The organism is Streptomyces sp. NPDC002870, assembly GCF_042888505.1.
Lineage (GTDB): Bacteria > Actinomycetota > Actinomycetes > Streptomycetales > Streptomycetaceae > Streptomyces.
In genome coordinates, this window is record NZ_JBIAPW010000009.1 from 116,791 (window position 1) to 136,803 (window position 20,013).

Below are 20,013 nucleotides of genomic sequence, written 5' to 3' on the forward strand. Positions count from 1 at the left end.
TCCCGCGGCCCTCGTCGCGCTTGCCCGCAGTTGTCGCGTAATGCGAGAAATGGGCCCGCGCAGGCGCGACGAGGGGAGCAGGCAGGTGGGCGGGATCACTCTGGTGAAGGACGAGCCAACGGCTCCGGCCGCGGCCGCACCGCCTCCGCATACCGATCCGGCCGAGGTCACCGCGCTCAGCCCGCGCCGCGTACGCCTCGTCTTCTTCGGCCTGATGCTCGCGCTGCTTCTCGCCGCGCTCGAGCAGATGATCGTCGCCACCGCCCTCCCGAAGATCGTCGGTGAGCTTCAGGGCCTGGACCGGATGCCCTGGGCGATCACCGCCTATCTCCTCACCGCCACCATCGGCCTGCCGATCTACGGCAAACTCGGTGACCTCTTCGGCCGCAAGGGCCTCTTCCAGTTCGCGATCGTCGTCTTCGTCATCGGCTCCGCGCTTGCGGGCTGGTCACGCAGCATGGACGAGCTCATCGCCTTCCGTGCCGTCCAGGGCATCGGCGCCGGCGGTCTCCTGATCGGCGTGCAGGCGATCATCGCGGACATCGTCCCGGCCCGGGAGCGCGGCCGGTTCATGGGACTCATCGGTGCGGCCTTCGGACTCGCCTCCGTCGCGGGCCCGTTGCTCGGCGGCTTCTTCACCGACCACGTCTCCTGGCGCTGGTGCTTCTACTTCAACGTCCCCTTCGGCGTGGTGACACTGCTCGTCGTCACCCTGGTGCTGAAGCTCCCCAAGCCCGCCGCGCGCGCCCGGCTCGACGTCCTCGGTGCGCTGTTCCTCGCCGCCGCGTCCACCTGCCTGGTGCTGCTGACCAGTTGGGGCGGCACGGAGTACGCCTGGGGCTCGCGCGTCATCCTGGGACTGGCGGCCGGGGCAGCAGGAACCATCCTGCTCTTCACGGTCGTTGAGCACTACGCGCCCGAACCGATCATCCCGCTGCGGCTGTTCCGCGACTCGATCTTCAACGTCACCAGCCTCGTCGGCGCGGTCGTCGGCGTCGCGCTCTTCGGCACGGCCGGCTATCTGCCGACCTTCCTGCAGATGGTCGACGGCGTCAGTGCCACCGAGTCGGGGCTGCTGATGCTCCCGATGATGGGCGGCATCGTCGCCGCCTCGATCGTCTCCGGCCGGCTCATCAGCCGCAGTGGCCGCTACAAGATCTATGCCGTACTGGGCAGCGCGATCTCGGTGGCCGGCATGTTGCTGCTGTCGCGGCTCGAGGCGGACACGCCCCGGCTCGAATACAGCATCTGGCAGGCCGTGCTGGGTGTCGGCATCGGACTGGTGATGCCGGTTCTCATCCTCGCCGTGCAAAACACCGCGCCGCCCGCCGACCTCGGCGCCGCCACCAGCGCCAGCAACTACTTCCGGCAGATCGGCGGCAGCGTCGGCGCCGCCGTCTTCGGCACACTCTTCGCCGACCGCCTCACCTACGCGCTCGCCGACCGCCTCCCGGCCGGCGCGGGACTTCCCGCCCCGGAGTCCATCACTCCGCAACTGGTCCATGCCATGCCGCCCGCCCTGCGCGACGGCTACATCCAGGCGTACGCAGACGCGATGCCGCGGATCTTCCTCCATCTGGTGCCGGTGCTCGCGCTCGGCCTCGTCATCGCCTTCTTCCTCAAGGAGAAACCGCTGGTGTCCTACAACGCATCCGCCGCCGAGACCGCATCCGTACCGCAGGCCCGCAACGCACCCGTGTACACCTCGGGCGTCCCGGTCTGCGGCATGGTCCAGCACCACGACGGCAGCACCGTCCCGCGCGCCGCCCTCACCCTGATCGACGTACAGGGACACCAGATCGGACGCGGCGCGAGCGGCGAGGACGGGCGGTATGCGCTGAGCGTGCCCGGAGCCGGCTCGTACGTCATGATCGCGGCGGCCGGCGGGCACCAGCCACAGGCGGTCACCGTCACCGTCGCAGAGCGGCCGGTCGAGCTCGATGTGGTCCTCGGCGGAGCGGGCCGGCTCGCCGGATCCGTCGTGACGGCGGACGGCGCGCCCGTGCGGGACGCGGCGGTGACTCTCACCGACGTACGCGGCGATGTCGTCGCCACCGCCCGCAGCGGCCGCGAAGGCGGCTATGTGATGACGGAATTGGTGGCGGGGGAGTACACCCTCGCCGCGAGCGCCCCCGCCTTCAGGCCTGCCGCGCTCCCGGTGAGCGTGCAGGCGGCCCGCGAGACCCGGCAGGACGTCGAGCTGGCGGGCGGAGCGATGCTGCGGGGCACGGTGCGGGCCGGCGACGGCCGCCCGGTCGAGGATGCGCGCGTCACCCTGCTCGACGCGGCCGGCAATGTGGTGGACACCCTCACCACGGGCCCCGACGGTACCTTCCGGTTCGTCGACCTGTCCTCGGGGGAGTACACCGTGATCGCGGCCGGCTATCCGCCGGTGGCGACGGTCCTGCAGGTCGCCGGCGGCGGGCGCACCGAACGCGATCTCCAGCTGGGGCACGAGGACTGATCTCCGGTCAGTTGGCGCGGGCGCACAACCTGTTCCGCCGTTGCCCCGCGCACGGTGTGCTCAGCGCCGTACCGTGGTGACAAGGCCGCAGATCCTGGCGGCGGGGAAGGAGCCTGACACCCATGGACAGTGGTGCTGCGCCGCCGACACCGCCGCAGCAGTACGCCGTGGCCGGCCGGATTCCGCTTGCGGTGGTCGTCGTGGACGGCGAAGGCCTGGTGTCGCACTGGTCGACCGGCGCGAGGCGGCTCTTCGGCCCCGCCCGCGAGGAGGCCGTGGGCCGGCCCGCGGTCGACCTGCTCCCGGTCACCGGCGCGCTGGCGGACGACGGCGAGTACGACTCGTACGACGGATACGGCGGTCTCGGCCCCGGACTCGACGCCTCACTGAACGGCCTGACCTCCTTTCCGGCGGCCGGCCGGGCCCGGCTCTCTGAGCCCGGCCGCGACCGGGCCGATGTGCTGTGGTGGGCCTACCCCATGGTCGGGCCAGGCGAGGAACGACTGCTCGTACTGGCCGCCGACGCTGCCCTGTTCGGCGGGGAGGACGAGAGCGTCGAGCGGATAGCGCCGGGCTTCGCGCTGCACACCGAGTTCCCCGGCTTCGACGAACTGGCGCGCAGACTCCCCGAGATCCTGCCGAGCATGAGCGTCCATGAGTCGACGCGGATCGTCTCCCAGGTCCTCGATCTGGGCTATCCGGTGCTGGAGTTCAGCCATCACGACCGGGTGCCGGTGACCCCCGACTGGGGTGTGCCACGGCGCGCGGAGCGCCAGGCGCGACAGCGCGCCGCCGAGGCTGCGGCAGCCGCCGGACAGACGGTGGACGCGGCCGATCTCGAACAGGACCTCGAGTACGCGGCGGTGCGCGAGCGGCTCGAATTCCTCAACGAGGTCAGCGGCCGCATCGGCTCCTCGCTCGACCTCGCCCGTACGATCCAGGAAGTCAGCGCGGCCGTCGTGCCGCGCTTCACCGACGTCGCGGGCACCTATCTGCGTGAACAGGTCATCGCGGGCGAGGGCTTCCCGGACGGACCGCCGGACGCGACCACCATGTGGCACCGCGTCGCCGTCGAGCATGTGGACGAGCCGGGACGCTGGGACGATGTGGTGCCCGTCGGCGAATCCATGCCGTTCCCCGTGCACACGCCGTTCTTCCAGTGCATGACCACCGGCGACCCGGTGCTGGTGCCGCGGATCAGCGAGCAGATGGGCACCGCCATCGCCTCGCAGTTCGAGAAGCGCGACATCCGTCCCCTCATCAGCGGGCGTTCGATGCTCGTCGTGCCCCTCAAGGCACGCAATGTGGTGCTGGGATTCATGATCCTTCTGCGTCACCCGCAGCGCGCCCTGTTCAACGACATGGACCGGGTCACCGGTGCAGAACTGGCCGCCCGCGCGGGGCTCGTCCTCGACAACGCCCGTATGTACACCTACCAGGAGAGCGTCGCCGAGACCCTCCAGGACTCGATGCTGCCGCAGGTCACCCCGCGGATGGCCGGTTGCGACACGGCCACCCGGTATCTGCCGGGCACCCTCCTCGGCCGAGTGGGCGGTGACTGGTTCGACTCCGTCAAGCTGCCCGGATCGCGCACCGCGCTGGTGGTGGGCGACGTGATGGGGCACGGCCTGAACTCCGCGGCGATGATGGGCCAGTTACGTACGGCCGTACAGACCATGGCCGCCCTCGACCTGCCGCCCGAACAGCTGCTGCGCAACCTCGACGACCTGGCCCAGCGCCTCGGCGAGCACTACCTCGCGACCTGTCTGTACGCGGTGTACGACCCGATCCGGGGTGAACTGCAGTTGGCGAACGCCGGCCATGTGCCGCCGGTGATCGTCCGCGCGGCCGACGGGCGCAGCGATCTGCTCGACCTGCCGACGGGCGCGCCGATCGGCGTCGGCGGAGTGCCCTTCGAGAGCGTACGAGTGCCCGTGGCGCCCGGCGATCGCCTGGTGATGTGCACGGACGGTCTGGTGGAGGTGCGGGGCGAGGACATCGGCGTCGGGCTTGCGACGCTGTGTGAATCCGCTGCCCACCCCGCGGCCTCCATGGACGACGCCTGCGACACCATCATCCGCGCGCTGGCTGCGTCTTTTCCGGAGGGCCGCGGCGGCCGCAAGGACGACGTCGCCCTGCTGATGGCCCGGTTGAACGGCATCGACGCCGAGTCGGTGGCCTCCTGGGAGCTGTCGCTGGAACCGCGCGAGGCGGCCAGGGCGCGCCGATTGGTCCGCGGACAGCTGCGGTCCTGGGGCCTCGCCGGGCTGAACGAGACCGTGGAGCTGCTGGTCAGCGAAGTGGTCACCAATGCGGTGCGGCATACGAGCGGCCGTCGCGCCGAGCTACGGCTGGTCCGGGCAGGATCGCTGCTGTGCGAGGTGGCGGACGAGGACCACACCCTGCCGACGCTGCTCGACGCGCGATGGGACGACGAGATCGGGCGCGGGCTGCGGGTGCTGAGCACCCTGGCGCGGGAGTGGGGCACCAGCCGTACGACGGAAGGCAAGACCGTCTGGTTCGAGCTGGCGCTGCCGTAGCGGGCATCTTCCGGATCTTGCCCCGGCGCGCGCGCCGGCGTGCCGACGGATCGAACGCCAGGTGAAGGAATGCGCCGGGCGCTTGTCGGCGTAACCGGGGAGCGATAGACCGATCTTGACGTCGTGTCATATCCTGGGGAGCTGGTCATGAGCGTGACGAGTCGGTACAAGGATGCCTGGGAAGGCTTCTGGAGCGAGGCCTCCGACGAGCCCGGAGCGGTCTTCTGGGACGCGGAGCCGGCACTCACCGCGGGAATCCATCTCGCGCTCTACGAACCGCATGTGACCGACGCCGAACTCACCCTGGTGGATCTGGGCTGCGGCAATGGCACACAGACCCATTTCCTCGCCGACCGCTTCCCGGATGTCCTCGGGGTGGACCTCTCGGCGGCCGCCATCGAACTCGCCGGAAGGCGGGACAAAGCGGGGGAGGCGCGGTTCCGGGAGATGGACGCGGTGGACGGGGCGGCGATGTCGCAGTTGCACGCCGAACTGGGTGACGCCAATGTCTATATGCGCGGAGTGCTCCACCAGTGCGACCCCGAGGACCGGCAGGGGCTGGCCGACACCATCGCCACCCTGGTGGGGGAGCGCGGGCGGGCCTTCGTGGTCGAGCTCTCGGAGGCCGCCGGGCAGAAGCTGATGGGCCTGGCGCAGTCGCCGGCCGGGCCGCCGCCGAAGCTTCAGCCGGTCTTCCGGCACGGCATCGTGCCGGGTGCGGTCGCCGATGCGCAGTTGGTGGAATTCTTCCGCACGGCGGGGCTCGACGTGCTCGCGAGCGGTGAACTGCCGCTGACGACAACGGAGTACGCGGCGGACGGATCACGCGTCGAACTGCCATCGAAATGGCTGGTCATTGGCCGGAACGGGTGACGCCGGAGGTCCGGCCCGCGGGTAGTTATCCACAGGGCTGGCCGGGCCGTCGGGCGAGCGCGTAGGTTTCCAGGCATGAAGATCCTCATCAGCGCCGACATGGAAGGCGCCACCGGTGTGACCTGGCCGGCCGACGTGCTGCCCGGCACTCCCCAGTGGGAGCGCTGCCGGACCATGTTCACCTCCGATGTGAACGCAGCCGCACTCGGCTTCTTCGACGGCGGCGCCGATGAGGTGCTCATCAATGAAGCGCACTGGACCATGCGTAATTTGCTGCTGGAGCGGCTCGACGAGCGGGTGGAGATGCTCACCGGCAAGCACAAGTCGCTGTCGATGGTGGAGGGGGTGCAGCACGGCGACGTGGACGGCATCGCGTTCGTCGGCTACCACACGGGGGCGGGCGCGGAGGGGGTGCTCGCCCACACCTACCTCGCCAACTCCATCACGGGGGTCTGGCTGGACGGCGCGCGGGCGAGCGAAGGCCTGCTCAACGCCCATGTGGTCGCGGAGTACGGCGTGCCGGTCGTGCTGGTGACCGGTGACAACCTGACCTGCGTGGACGCCGACGGCTATGCGCCCGCGGCCCGCAAGGTGGCGGTGAAGGACTACGTCTCGCGGTACGCGGCGGTGTGCCGCACCCCGGGCCGTACCGCTTCCGACATCCGCGGCGCCGCGAAGGAGGCGGCGGCCCTGGCCATGCGGTTCGAGCCTGTGCGGGGCGGCCCGTTCACCGTGGAGCTGGAGTTCGACGCGGAGCATCTCGCGGCGGCGGCCACCGTGGTGCCGGGCGTTGCGGGCAGCGGCGAGCGGCGCGTCGCGTACACCAGCGAGACCATGTATGAGGGCATTCGTACCTTCAAAGCGGTCACGACGATCGTCTCGGCGGCAGTGGAGGAGCAGTATGGCTGACGTGACAACGCATATCGACGGCCAGGCACTCGACGAAGTGGTGACCTTCACCTCCGAGCTGATCCGCATCGACACCACCAACCACGGCGGAGGCGACTGCCGGGAGAGGCCCGCCGCCGAGTATGCCGCCGAGCGACTGGCCGGGGCCGGCATTGAACCCACCCTGCTGGAGTGCACCCCGGGGCGTACCAACGTCGTCGCACGGATCGAGGGCACCGATCCGTCCGCCGATGCCCTGCTCGTCCACGGCCACCTGGACGTGGTGCCGGCCGAGTCCGCCGACTGGTCCGTGCACCCCTTCTCCGGGGAGGTCAGGGACGGGGTGGTGTGGGGCCGCGGCGCGGTCGACATGAAGAACATGGACGCGATGGTCCTCGCGGTCGTCCGGGCCTGGGCGCGCGCCGGCATCAGGCCCCGGCGCGACATTGTGATCGCCTACACCGCCGACGAGGAGGCCAGCGCCGTCGACGGCTCGGGCTTCCTCGCCGACCGGCACCCCGGCCTCTTCGAGGGGTGTACGGAAGGGATCAGCGAGTCCGGGGCCTTCACTTTCCATGCCGGCCCCGGTATGGCGCTCTACCCGATCGCGGCCGGGGAGCGCGGCACAGCCTGGCTCAAGCTCACCGCGCACGGCAGGGCCGGACACGGATCCAAGGTCAACCGCGCCAACGCCGTGAGTCGGCTCGCCGCTGCCGTCGCCCGGATCGGCGAGCACCAGTGGCCGGTGCGGCTGACGCCGACCGTGCGGGCCGCGCTGGCCGAGCTCGCCGTGCTGCACGGCATCGAGACCGATGTGGACGCGGACGACTTCGACGTGGACGCTCTGATGGCGAAGCTCGGGCCGGCCGCCGCGCTGGTCGAGCCGACTGTGCGCAACAGCACCAACCCGACCATGCTGGAAGCCGGTTACAAGATCAATGTGATTCCGGGGCATGCCACCGCGTACGTCGACGGGCGGATGCTGCCCGGCTGTGATGCCGAGTTCCACGAAACGATGGACCGGCTGACAGGACCGGACGTCGAGTGGGAGTTCCAACACCGCGAGAAGGCCCTGCAGGCTCCCGCCGACTCTCCGACATTCGCCAAGCTGCGCGCGGCTGTCGAGCGTTTCGACCCGGCCGGGCACGTCGTGCCGTTCTGCATGCCCGGCGGCACCGACGCCAAGCAGTTCTCCCGGCTCGGCATCACCGGCTACGGCTTCTCGCCGCTGAAGCTCCCTGTCGGCTTCGACTACGCGGCACTGTTCCACGGGGTCGACGAGCGCGTTCCGGTCGAGGCGCTGCACTTCGGCGTGAATGTTCTCGACCACTATCTGCGGTCCGCATAGGGGGAGTCGGCAATGGTACCCACGGGAGCCTACGGAACCTGGCCGTCACCCATCGACGCGGCGCTCACCGCCTCGCACGAAGGGCGCCCGGAGTTCCTGGGCATGATCGCCGACGAGGTGTGGTGGACCGCGCCACGCCCCACCGAGGGCGGCAGGCGCGCCCTGATCCGCCGACGGGCCGACGGCGGCGAGGAGTCGGTGCTCCCCGCCCCGTGGAATGTTCGCAGCAGAGTCATCGAGTACGGCGGGCACCCCTGGGCCGGAGCCGGCCGCGCCGACGACGACGGCCCGCTCGTCGTCTTCGTCCACTTCGCCGACCAGAGGCTGTACGTCTATGAGCCCGACGCGGCCGATGCCGTGCCGCGTCCGCTCACCCCGGTCTCGGCGGTCGGCGGCGGGCTGCGCTGGGCCGACCCGCAGCTCCGGCTGGAGCGCGGCGAAGTCTGGTGCGTCCTGGAGGAGTTCACCGGCGAAGCACCCACGGACGTACGCCGGGTGATCGCGGCCGTGCCGCTGGACGGCTCGGCGGCCGAGGACCGAGGGGCGGTGCGGGAGCTCTCCGACGACCGGCACCGCTTCGTCACCGGGCCGCGGCTCTCGCCGGACGGACGGCACGCCGCCTGGATCGCCTGGGACCATCCGCAGATGCCCTGGGACGGCACGGTCGTGATGCTCGGCGAGGTGACGGCGGGCGGCCCGTTCAGTGGCGTGCGGCCGATCGCGGGGGACACGGACGAGTCGGTTGCCCAGGTCGACTGGGCCCCGGACGGCTCGCTGCTCTTCGTCTCCGACCTCTGCAACTGGTGGGAGCTGCGGCGGATCCGGCCGGAGGCGCTGGTCGCCGGCGTCGGGCCCGCCGGGGAGCCGGGCTTCGCGTCCGGCGTCGCCCCCGGCGCCGTGCCGAGCACCGGCCTCTGCCCCGGCCGCGGCGAGGAGTTCGGCGGGCCGCTGTGGAAGATCGGCCTCAAGTGGTTCCACCCGCTGGACAACGGGCTGATCGCAGTCATCCACGGCAAGGGCGCCACCGCCCTGGGGATACTCGACCCGGAGACCGGCGAGCTCGTCGACGCCGCGGGGCCGTGGACCGAGTGGGCGTCCACCCTCGCCGTCCACGGCGACCGGGTCATCGGGGTCGCGGCCAGCCCCCGCAGTGCGTACGAGGTCGTCGAACTCGACACCGCCACCGGGCGTACCCGCGTCATCGGCTCGGCACATGACGACCCGGTGGACCCGGTGTACTACCCGGAGCCGCAGATCCGCACCTTCACCGGCCCCGACAACCGGGAGATCCACGCCCATATCTATCCGCCCCACAGCCCCGACCGGATCGCACCCGACGAGGAGCTGCCGCCCTTCGTGGTGTGGGCGCACGGCGGCCCCACCGGCCATGCGCCGCTCGTCCTCGACCTGGAGATCGCCTACTTCACCTCGCGCGGCATCGGCGTCGCCGAGGTCAACTACGGCGGCTCCACCGGGTACGGCAGGGAGTACCGCGACAGGCTGCGTGAGCAGTGGGGCGTCGTCGACGTCGAGGACTGCGCGGCCGTCGCCGAGGCGCTGGCCGCCGAGGGCACGGCCGACCCGGCGCGGCTCGCCATCCGCGGCGGCAGCGCGGGCGGCTGGACCGCCGCCTCCTCCCTCACCGCCACCGACGTCTACGCCTGCGGCACGATCATCTATCCCGTCCTCGACCTGGTGAGCTGGGCCACCGACGAGACCCACGACTTCGAGTCGCAGTATTTGGAGTCGCTCGTAGGTCCGCTCGCAGAAGTTCCGGGCCGCTACCGAGAGCGCTCGCCGCTGCAGCACAGCGACCGGATCAGCGCACCGTTCCTGCTGCTCCAGGGCCTGGACGACGTGATCTGCCCGCCCGTGCAGTGCGAGCGGTTCCTGGCTCGGATGGCGGGGCGCGGCATCCCACACGCGTACATCGCCTTCGAGGGCGAAGGCCACGGCTTCCGCAGAGCCGAGACCGTGGTCCGCGCACTGGAGTCCGAACTGTCCCTGTACGCCCAGACCTTCGGCATCTCGCGCCCCGATGTCCCGCTGCTGGAGCTCAAGAAATGACCCGCACGCCCTTGCCGCCCCTGAGGCCCTTGACCCGCCCGGCGCGACTGAGGCCCGGGGCCAGGGTCGCCGTGGTGGCGCCCAGCGGCCCGGTACCCGGCGAACGGCTCGACGCGGGCCTGGAGATCCTGCGCGGCTGGGACCTGGACCCGGTCGTAATGCCCCATGTCCGCGACCAGCACCCCGACTTCTGGTATCTCGCGGCGGCCGACCGGGACCGCGCCCGCGATCTGACAGAGGCCTGGTGCGACCCGTCGGTCTCCGCCGTCATCTGCGCCCGCGGCGGCTACGGCGCCCAGCGCATGGTCGACATGCTCGACTGGGCCGCGATACGGGCGGCCGGCCCCAAGGTCTTCGTCGGCTACAGCGATGTCACCGCCCTCCACGAGGCCTTCGCCGTCCGGACGGGCCTGGCCACCCTGCATGGCCCGATGGTCGGCACCGCCACCTTCCTCAAGGACGCACCCACCCAGGAGTCGCTGCGGGCCACGCTCTTCGAGCCCGAGTCGGTACGCACCCTGGGCCTGGAGACGGCCCGGACCATGGTCCCCGGCCGGGCCCGGGGCGTCACCCTCGGCGGCTGTGTGAGCCTGCTCGCGGCGGAACTCGGCACCCCGCACGCCCGGCCGTCGGCGCGCGGCGGGCTGCTGCTGATCGAGGACGTGGGGGAGGAGGACTACCGCCTCGACCGCGTCCTCACCCAGCTGCTGCGCTCCGGCTGGCTGGAGGGAGTCGCGGGCGTCGCGCTCGGATCGTGGGATGAATGCGGTCCGTACGAGACGGTGCGGGCGGTGCTGCTCGACCGGCTCGGCGGTCTTGGCGTTCCGGTCGTGGAGGATCTGGGCTTCGGGCACGGGGCGCCGGCGCTGACGATGCCGTTCGGGGTGGGGGCGGTGCTGAACGCGGACGCGTGCACGCTGACGCTGGACGAGCCGGCGCTGCGGTGAGGGGGCGGTTTGCGCCTGCGGCGGGCCTGTTCCCCTACCCCGCCCCTTCCCGTAACCAAGAGGCTGCGCCCCCTGGACCCCGTATGCGACCTTCGACCGCATGTCGCACGTTTCAGCCCCTCCGGCGATTGAGGAGCGGGGGTCCCCCCACGCCCGCAGGGCGTAGGGGGTGGGGGCACCTCCCTGCCCGAAGGGCTATGGGGGAGGTCCGGGGCTGAGCCCCGGTTAAGGGCAGGGGCGGGCTGGGGGCAAGCCCGCCGCAGGCGCCACGCTCGTCGGACGCGGCCTAGCCGGCCGACAGCGCCGCGTACCCCGGCCGGATCACTTCGTCGATCAGCCGGCGGCGCTCCGGAAGCGGCAGGAACGCCGACTCGACCGCGGCGACCGTGAACTCCTCGAAGACCTCGGGCCCGTAGCCGAACGCGTCCGCCATGTGCTGGAACTCCGCGCTCATGGTCGTGCCGGAGACCAGGCGGTTGTCCGTGTTGAGCGTGATGCGGAAACCGAGGCGGCGCAGCAGGTCGATGGGGTGCGTGGCGTAGTCCTTCGCCGCGCCCGTCTGGAGGTTGGACGTCGGGCAGACCTCCAGGGCGATCCCGTTGTCGCGTATGTACGCGGCCAGATGACCAAGGGCCGCCGTGCCGTCGTCGTGCACCGTGATGTCGTCCGTGATGCGGACACCGTGCCCGATCCGCTCCGCGCCGCAGATCTGCACCGCCTCGTGGATCGACTCGGCGCCGACGGCCTCGCCCGCGTGGATCGTGAAGTGGCAGTTGTGCCGCTTCAGATGCTGGAAGGCCGGCAGGTGGCGGGCCGGCGGGTTGCCGATCTCGCCGCCCGCGATGTCGAAGCCGGCGACCCCGCGCTCGCGGTGGGCCACGGTCAACTCGGCTATTTCCAGGGAGCGTTCAGTGTGGCGCATGCCGGTGAGCAGGGCGCGGACCGTGATCCGGCCGGCGGCGCGGCGCTCGCCCTCGCGGAAGCCCGCGTTGACCGCGTCGACGACCTCGTCGAGGGTCAGGCCGCGCTCCAGATGCTGTTCGGGGGCGTACCGCACCTCCGCGTAGACGACCCCGTCCGCCGCCAGGTCCTCGGCGCACTCCGCCGCGATGCGCTCCAGCGCCTCACGGGTCTGCATCACCGCGCACGTGTGGGCGAAGGTCTCCAGGTAGCGCTCCAGCGAGCCGGAGTCCGCGGCGTCGCGGAACCAGGTGGCGAGCGCGGCCGGGTCCTCGGTGGGCAGCTCGTGGTAGCCGCACTTCCGGGCCAGTTCGATGATCGTGGCGGGGCGCAGGCCGCCGTCGAGGTGGTCGTGGAGGACCGCCTTGGGTGCGCGGATGATGTCAGACAAGTGCATGCACCGGGAGTGTACGGCACGTCTCGGGGATGCGCCGTGACGGCCGTCTCCCGCTCCGCGCAGCGCTCAGTTCGACTGGAGTACGGGCATGGCGGGCGCGCCCGTCGGCAGCATGTGCTTCGCCGCCAGGATCGGGGTGTCCCCGACCCGTACCACCTGCGTGACCAGCACCGCGGGGGTGTCGGCCGCCCGGCCCAGCTGCTCGCCGCGACGCTGTCCGAGCAGGGTCGCGGTCACCCCGCTGTGCCCGGTCAGCGACACCCCGCGGGAGGCCGCGGCCAGCACCGCGAGCATCGAGGTGGCAGGCGCGGGCGTGGTCCGCAGTGCTTCGGCGAAGGCCGGATGCACCCCGTCCAGGACCTCCTCGGCGGCCGCCCACTCCTGGCTGAGCGCCGCCGCCGTGCCGTCCCCGGCCAGCAGCGACTCCCAGAACCGCAGCTCGGCCCTGGCCGGCGCGAGCAGATGCTGGGTGGTGAAGTCGGTGGGCTCCTCCACGGCGCGCAGCAGCGGCCGTACCCGCAGCGGCGAGCCGGTGGACAGCAGTTCCTCCAGCGGCTGGATGTGCTCGTAACCACGCCGCGGCGGACGGTCGTTGACGGTCCGGCCGACCCCCCGGCGTACCGAGAGCAGCCCGTCCTCCTGGAGCAGCAGCAGCGCCTCACGCAGGGCGGGCCGGCTGACTCCCAGCTCGGTTGCGAGCCGGGGCTCCGACGGCAGCGTGGAGCCGGGCGGATAGGTGCCCTCGTGGATGGCGTCCGCGATCCGCTCGTACAGGACGACGACCGGCCTCCGCTGCTGCCTGCTGACTGCCACTGGCCCTCCTCGGCTCACTTGTCAGCAAGCTATGCGAGCCGGCGCGTCGGGGCAATGTTCGCCGGATCCGGGATGAGCTGCGATTTGTTGTTCATCCGCAATTCGCAGCGGGGAGGGCGTAATGCTCTACGCGCGTAGAGCATGCTGGGTGTGGGCCAGCTTGTCTGACAAGGTGGATCAAGTGCGCCGCCCTCGCGCTACTCGCGACCGGCTGACGCACCACACACATCACCCGTACGCCCCGCTCGACCGCCCTCATGGGGCCAGGATTCGTCCATCCTGGTCCCATGCAGCCCGGCGCCGTGCCCGAGACCGCCACCGCCTCCCCGTACCTCGCCGCAAGCGCGCGGGTCGGCATACGCCACTACGTGTACGAGGACGGTGAGGAATTCACGACGCTGGCCGGCCGGAGCACCGGTCACCACCGACCCTGGCTCTTCCCGCCCCTCACCGCGGAGGCGTACGCCGCCTACGCCCGGCGGCTCATCGAGGACCCGGCCAGGGCCGGATTCCTCGTCTGCCGACGGGCGTACGCCGCCTACGCCCGGCGGCTCATCGAGGACCCGGCCAGGGCCGGATTCCTCGTCTGCCGACGGGAGTCGGGCCGTATCGCGGGCTTCATCAACATCAACAACATCGTCGAGGGCGGCTTCCGCAGCGGGGCCCTCGGCTACGGCGCCTTCGCGCCCGCCGTCGGCCATGGCCTGATGGGCGAGGGACTCGGCCTGGTAGTGCGGTACGCCTTCGGCCCGATGCGCCTGCACCGGCTGGAGGCCAACATCCAGCCGGGGAACGCCGCGTCGATCGCACTCGTAAGCCGCGCGGGCTTCCGGCTCGAGGGCTTCTCGCCCGACTTCCTCTTCATCGACGGGGCCTGGCGCGACCATGAACGCTGGGCGATCACGTCGGAGATGCTCGACCGCTGACCGGTCCGGTCCTCGACCGCTGACCGGTCCGGCCCTCGACCCCTGACCCGTCCGGTCCGGCCCTCACCCCTGACCCGTCCGGTCCGGTTCTCGGCGACCGTGGCCGCCTTTGCCGAACACTGACCCCCGGAGCCCCTGGCGACGCCGGGGTCCACCGTGTTCCATGGCCACCGGGGGCGCCGGCCAAAGGAGCTGCCGACGGCCCGCGCGAGGAGCGAGGTTGCCTTGGCCACAACCGTGCGGCGTACCGTACTGACCCTGCCCGCAGCCCTGGTGGGGCCGCCGAACCCGCTGCCCGCCCTGCGGCCGCTGGACGAGATGCACTCGATCGACGAGCGCGCCAAGCAGGAGCTGCCACGCGAGATGGCGCGGCAGATCGGATACGAACCGCTGCGCACCCTGCTGCCGGTGCAGGTTCGCGACGGATACGGCCGCGAGCGCACCGAGACCGGTCTCGACGCGATCGTCATCGAGAACGAACGGCTGCGGGTAACCGTGCTGCCGGGGCTCGGCGGCCGCGTCCACTCGCTGCACCACAAGCCCACCGGGCGTGAACTCCTCTACCGCAACCCGGTGTTCCAGCCCGCCGACTTCGCGCTCAACGGGGCCTGGTACTCCGGCGGCATCGAGTGGAACATCGGCGCGACCGGTCACACCACCCTGTCCTGCGCCCCGCTGCACGCCGCCCTCGTGCCCGCGCCCGACGGCGGCCGGATGGTCAGGCTCTGGGAGTGGGAGCGGCTGCGCGATCTGCCCTTACAGGTGGACCTGTGGCTGCCCGCCGACTCCGACTTCCTCCATGTCGGCGTACGGATACGCAATCCGCACGAGCGGCCGGCGCCGGTCTACTGGTGGTCCAACATCGCCGTCGAAGAGCATGAGACGACCCGCGTGCTCGCACCGGCCGAGGAGGCCTGGCTCCCCCACAGCCTGCACGGCGTGGGAGGTGCCCCCATCGGCTACGAGCGGAGCCTGCGCCGGGTGCCCGTGCCGGAGTTCCGCGGCGCGGACCGTACGTACCCGCTGCGCAGCGAGTATCCCGCCGACTACTTCTACGAGGTGCCGGCCGAGGCACGTAAGTGGATCGCCTCGCTGGACGCGGACGGGCAGGGCCTCGTACAGACCTCGACCGATGTACTGCGCGGCCGCAAGCTCTTCCTCTGGGGCTCGGGGCGCGGCGGGCGGCGCTGGCAGGAGTGGCTGACCCAGCCGGGCACGGGTGGCTACGCCGAGATCCAGGCGGGACTCGCGCGCACGCAGCTGGAGCACGTACGGCTGGACGGGGGCGGGGAGTTCAGCTGGCTGGAGTCGTACGGACCACTCGCCGCCGACCCCACGGCGGTGCACGGCGACGACTGGGGCGCGGCGCGCGCCGAGGCCGAGGCGCGGCTGGCGGACGCCCTGCCGCGGGCGGCGGTGGACGCCGCGTACGAGGCATGGCGGACCTGCGCCGACGCCGAACCGGGCGAACCGCTCGCCACGGGATCCGGGTGGGGCGCGCTGGAGGTGCTGCGCGGCCGGCACAAGCTGCCCGGCACGCCCTTCGACGAGTCGACGCTCGGTGAAGAGCAGGCGCCCTGGCGGGAGTTGCTGAACACCGGGGTCTTCCCCGTACCTCGCAAGGTCACCCCGCCCGGGCCGTCGCTGGTCGCGCCGCACTGGCGCGACATGCTGGAGACCGCTCCCGCGGAACCGCTCACCGAGTACCACCTCGGCGTCGCCCAGTGGCACGCGGGCGACCTCGCCCAGGCGGTACGCAGCTGGGAGCGCGGCCTCGGACTCGCCCCCTCCCGGTGGCCGTTGCTACGCTGCCTCGCCGTCGCCGACCAGGAGGGCGGTAACGCCCAGCGCGCCGCCGACCGCTACGCCGAGGCCTTCGACGACCTGTGCCAGGAGCGCCGCGACGACGGCGAGACCTGGACGTCGGCCACGGTTGCCCTCGGCCGCGAGGCGATCGACGCCCTGCTCGCCGTGCACCGCACCGCGGACGCCCGTGCCGTCTGGGACCGGCTGGGCCCCGCGGTCCGGCAGCGCGGCCGCTTCCGCCTGATCGACGCCCGACTGCTCATCGCCGAGGGCCACCTGGAGCAGGCCCGCGCCGTCTTCGACGCCGGCTTCGAGGTGGCGGACCTGCGCGAGGGCACGGAAGTCCTCGACGAGGTGTGGTCACAGCTCACCGACGAGCCGCTGCCCGATGCGTACGACTACCGGATGCGGCCTCCGACGCCGTAGGCCGAGGGGGAGGGGCTGGGGCGGCGCCTCGCCCCGCCCTTCCATCGCCGTCCCCCCATCGACCCCTCCTTCGCCGACCCCCGTTACCGGCCTCCATCGCTGGGTCACGAATAGGTGGTGGGACGCGACCAGGCTGACGTGACTTCGTCCGCAGCCCTTGACAGCCTTCCCCTGTACGGACGACGATCCCGGAGTGAACCTGTCAGACAGCCAGACAGCTGGCGATGTTCCCAGGCGGATCAGCGCGCTGGAAGCGGTGCTGAGCCATCTTCGCGGCGCCATCGAGCGGGGCGACTACGCGGTGGGGGAGAAGCTGCCCTCCGAGGCGGAGCTCTGCCGCCGCCTCGAGGTGAGCAGACCCGTGCTCCGTGAGGCTCTGCGCGCTCTGCAGACCATGGGACTCACCGTCTCGCGTACCGGCAAGGGCACCTTCGTCCTCTCCAACGGCGCGGTGGAGGACCCGATGTTCGGAGACTACTCGGCGAGCGACCTCCTGGAGGTCCGCCGGCACGTGGAGATCCCGGTGGCCGGGTACGCGGCCGCACGCCGTACCCCCGAAGACCTCGACCACCTCTCTCACCTGCTGGAACGGATGGAGCAGGAAACCGACACCACCGCGTGGGTGGCGATGGACACCCTCTTCCACCTCGCCGTCGCCCAGGCCGCCCAGAACCCGGTCTTCCGCAGAGTCATCGAGGACATCCGCGACGCGCTGGCCCGCCAGTCCGCGTTCCTCAACGAGCTCGGCGGGCGGCGCGAGCAGTCGAATCGGGAGCACCGGGCGATCGTCGAGGCGCTTGTGGACCGCTCCGAGCAAGAGGCCGTGGAGGCCATGACGCACCATCTGGCCCGCGTCGAGTCGACCCTGACCAGCATCGTGCGGCCGCCACACCGTAACGACCCATCCGCGGAAGGCGAAGAAAACGCGTGAGCGAGGAATCCCTCCACAAGACGGTTCATGGCGATGACCGGATCCGCGCCGAGGCACGCCGTACCCCGGCAGAGCCGCCCGTCGTCCGCGAACCGGCCCATGTCCCTCTCGCCCATGTAGTGCGCGGAGGCGTCATCGAGGGAGTTCACCACGGCTCGGTCGTCGTGCTGGCCGCGGACGGCAGCGTGGAATTCAGGGCGGGCGACATCGAGGCCTCGTTCTACCCGCGCTCGGCGCTCAAGCCGGTCCAGGCGGTCGGCCTGCTGCGCGCGGGACTGCCGCCGCTGGACGGCGAGGCGCTGGCCCTCACCGCGGCCAGCCACTCCGGTGAGGAACGGCATCTGGCCACGGCCCGGCGCATCCTGCGCACCGCCGGACTGACCGAGGACGACCTGCGCAATGTCCCCGATCTGCCGTACGGCACGGCGATGCGCGAGGACTGGATCCGCCGTGGCCTCGGACCCACCCGGCTCGCTCAGAACTGCTCGGGCAAGCACGCCGCCATGCTCATGACGGCCCGGGCCCGGGGCTGGTCGCTGGACGATTACCTCGACCCCGGACACCCGTTGCAGTGGGCCATCGCCGCGACCGTGGAGGACCTCACGGGGCAGGGCATCGCACGGGTGACGGTCGACGGATGCGGTGCGCCGCTGTTCTCCGTATCCCTGCACGGCCTCACCCGCGCTGTCGCCCGGCTGGCGACCGCTGCGCCCGACACATACGAGGGCCGGGTCGCGCACGCCATGCGCGAGCACCCGGAGATGGCCTCCGGCAGCGGGCGGGACGTCGCCAGGCTGATGCGCGCGGTGCCGGGCCTGCTTGCCAAGGACGGGTTCGAGGGTGTGCAGGTCGTGGCGCTGCCGGACGGGCGGGCCGTCGGCGTGAAGATAGCCGACGGCGCCGACCGCGCCCGGATGCCGGTGACGGCGGCGGCCCTCGCCCACTGCGGAGTCGACCCCGGGATTCTTGCCGAATTCGCCCATGCGCCGGTCATCGGGGGCGGGACGGCGGTCGGGAGCCTGCGGGCGGTGGGCGCGCTCGCCACCCTTTCCGCCCGGTCCGCGCCAGTGCCCTCCTCCGCCGCGTGACACCCCTCGCGCCGCCCTGCGTCAGCGGGAAACCACCCTCATCACCTCACGAAGGAAGACGTGCACCATGGATCCCGTCGGCCACCGCCGCGAACACGACCTGCTCGGCGACCGCTACGTACCCGCTGATGTGTACTGGGGCGTCCACACCCTGCGTGCCTCGGAGAACTTCCCCATCAGCGGTACGGCGATAGCCGCGTACCCGCATCTGATCAACGCGCTCGCCTCCGTCAAGGAAGCCGCGGCCCGCGCCAACGAAGAACTCGGGCTGCTGACACCGGGGAAGGCCGATGCCATCGCCGCCGCCTGCCGCGAGATCCGCGACGACGGCCGCCTGCACGACCAGTTCGTCGTCGACGTCATCCAGGGCGGCGCCGGCACCTCGACCAACATGAACGCCAACGAGGTGATCGCCAACCGGGCGTTGGAGATCCTCGGCCATGGCAAGGGCCAGTACGGTCACCTGCATCCGAACGAGGACGTCAACCTCAGTCAGTCCACCAATGACGTCTACCCGACCGCCGTCAAGGTCGCCACGATCATCGCGGTACGTGAACTGCTCGACGCGATGAACGTCCTGCGTGGGGCCTTCGCGGCCAAGGCCGAGGAGTTCCGCGACGTACTCAAGATGGGGCGCACCCAGCTGCAGGACGCGGTGCCGATGACCCTGGGTCAGGAGTTCTCCACGTACGCGGTGATGCTCGAGGAGGACCGCAGCCGGCTCGCCGAGGCCATCACCCTGGTGCACGAGATCAACCTCGGCGCGACCGCCATCGGCACCGGCCTCAACGCCCCGTCGGGCTACGCCGAAGGCGCCCGCCGCCACCTCGCCGCCATCACGGGCCTCCCCCTGGTCACCGCGGCCAACCTCGTCGAGGCCACCCAGGACTGCGGGGCCTTCGTCCATCTGTCCGGTGTGCTCAAGCGCATCGCCGTCAAGCTCTCCAAGAGCTGCAACGACCTGCGCCTGCTCTCCTCCGGCCCGCGCGCGGGCTTCGGGGAGATCAACCTGCCGCCGGTCCAGGCGGGTTCCAGCATCATGCCCGGCAAGGTCAACCCGGTGATCCCCGAGGTCGTCAACCAGGTCGCCTTCGAGGTGATCGGCAACGACGTCACCATCACCATGGCCGCCGAGGCGGGGCAGCTGCAGCTCAACGCCTTCGAACCGATCATCCTGCACTCACTGTCGGAGAGCATCACCCACCTGCGGGCCGCCTGCCTCACCCTCGCCGAACGCTGCGTATCCGGCATCACCGCCAACACCGAGACCCTGCGCGCGACCGTGGAGAACTCCATCGGGCTCGTCACCGCCCTCAACCCGCACATCGGCTACACCGCCGCGACCGGAATCGCCAAGGAGGCCCTCGCCACGGGGCGCGGCGTCGCCGAACTGGTGCTGGAGCGCGGGCTGCTCCCGGCCGATCGGCTCGCTGCCCTGCTGCGCCCGGAGGAGGTCGCGGGCACGTGGTCCCCGGCAACCGGCAACGAGGCAGCGGCAACGGCCTCTGGGAGCTGACGGTCGTCTCAGGGCTGACGACC

General features: G+C 71.4%; 14 protein-coding genes. 12 read left to right on the forward strand and 2 right to left on the reverse strand.

What is annotated here, in order from left to right; translation table 11 throughout:
- Positions 1-85 precede the first annotated feature (85 nt).
- From ACFYWY_RS14000 to ACFYWY_RS14030, 7 genes are all read left to right on the forward strand, one after another.
- Positions 86-2,464, forward strand: a complete 2,379-nt coding sequence (locus ACFYWY_RS14000; RefSeq protein WP_389184763.1) for an MFS transporter — start codon at positions 86-88, stop codon at positions 2,462-2,464.
- 122 nt (positions 2,465-2,586) lie between these two features.
- Positions 2,587-5,004 (forward strand): SpoIIE family protein phosphatase, encoded by a 2,418-nt coding sequence (locus ACFYWY_RS14005; RefSeq protein ID WP_389184767.1) that lies wholly within the window; start codon positions 2,587-2,589, stop codon positions 5,002-5,004.
- A gap of 147 nt (positions 5,005-5,151) precedes the next feature.
- Entirely contained in the window at positions 5,152-5,877 is a 726-nt protein-coding gene (locus ACFYWY_RS14010) for a class I SAM-dependent methyltransferase (RefSeq protein WP_389184770.1), read from the forward strand.
- Between the two features lie 75 nt (positions 5,878-5,952).
- Positions 5,953-6,786 carry a M55 family metallopeptidase gene (locus ACFYWY_RS14015; protein ID WP_389184773.1) on the forward strand — a complete coding sequence of 278 codons (834 nt, stop codon included), beginning with the start codon at positions 5,953-5,955 and terminating at the stop codon, positions 6,784-6,786.
- Entirely contained in the window at positions 6,779-8,113 is a 1,335-nt protein-coding gene (locus ACFYWY_RS14020; RefSeq protein WP_389184776.1) for a M20/M25/M40 family metallo-hydrolase, read from the forward strand. The genes ACFYWY_RS14015 and ACFYWY_RS14020 overlap by 8 nt, the downstream gene beginning before the upstream one ends.
- A 12-nt stretch (positions 8,114-8,125) precedes the next feature.
- Entirely contained in the window at positions 8,126-10,180 is a 2,055-nt protein-coding gene (locus tag ACFYWY_RS14025) for a S9 family peptidase (protein ID WP_389184779.1), read from the forward strand.
- On the forward strand, positions 10,177-11,127 hold the full coding sequence (locus tag ACFYWY_RS14030; RefSeq protein WP_389184782.1) for an LD-carboxypeptidase: 951 nt from the start codon (positions 10,177-10,179) through the stop codon (positions 11,125-11,127). The genes ACFYWY_RS14025 and ACFYWY_RS14030 overlap by 4 nt, the downstream gene beginning before the upstream one ends.
- 286 nt (positions 11,128-11,413) lie before the next feature.
- Here the strand turns inward: ACFYWY_RS14030 and ACFYWY_RS14035 are convergent, their stop codons facing one another.
- Positions 11,414-12,484, reverse strand: a complete 1,071-nt coding sequence (locus ACFYWY_RS14035; protein ID WP_389184785.1) for an adenosine deaminase — start codon at positions 12,482-12,484, stop codon at positions 11,414-11,416.
- Positions 12,485-12,550: 66 nt separating this feature from the next.
- On the reverse strand, positions 12,551-13,297 hold the full coding sequence (locus ACFYWY_RS14040) for a GntR family transcriptional regulator (RefSeq protein WP_389184788.1): 747 nt from the start codon (positions 13,295-13,297) through the stop codon (positions 12,551-12,553).
- A gap of 287 nt (positions 13,298-13,584) precedes the next feature.
- Between ACFYWY_RS14040 and ACFYWY_RS14045 the strand changes: the two genes are divergently transcribed.
- From ACFYWY_RS14045 to aspA, 5 genes are all read left to right on the forward strand, one after another.
- A complete protein-coding gene (locus tag ACFYWY_RS14045; RefSeq protein WP_389184791.1) occupies positions 13,585-14,223 on the forward strand; it encodes a GNAT family N-acetyltransferase in 639 nt (212 codons plus the stop codon).
- A 225-nt stretch (positions 14,224-14,448) separates the two neighbouring features.
- A complete protein-coding gene (locus ACFYWY_RS14050; RefSeq protein ID WP_389184794.1) occupies positions 14,449-16,455 on the forward strand; it encodes a DUF5107 domain-containing protein in 2,007 nt (668 codons plus the stop codon).
- 193 nt (positions 16,456-16,648) lie between these two features.
- Complete coding sequence (locus tag ACFYWY_RS14055; RefSeq protein ID WP_389184797.1) at positions 16,649-17,386, forward strand: FadR/GntR family transcriptional regulator; 738 nt, start codon at positions 16,649-16,651, stop codon at positions 17,384-17,386.
- A gap of 41 nt (positions 17,387-17,427) precedes the next feature.
- Positions 17,428-18,474 (forward strand): asparaginase, encoded by a 1,047-nt coding sequence (locus ACFYWY_RS14060; protein ID WP_389185102.1) that lies wholly within the window; start codon positions 17,428-17,430, stop codon positions 18,472-18,474.
- Between the two features lie 67 nt (positions 18,475-18,541).
- Positions 18,542-19,990: an aspartate ammonia-lyase gene (aspA, locus tag ACFYWY_RS14065; protein ID WP_389184800.1), complete on the forward strand. Its 1,449-nt coding sequence runs from the start codon at positions 18,542-18,544 to the stop codon at positions 19,988-19,990.
- Positions 19,991-20,013 lie beyond the last annotated feature (23 nt).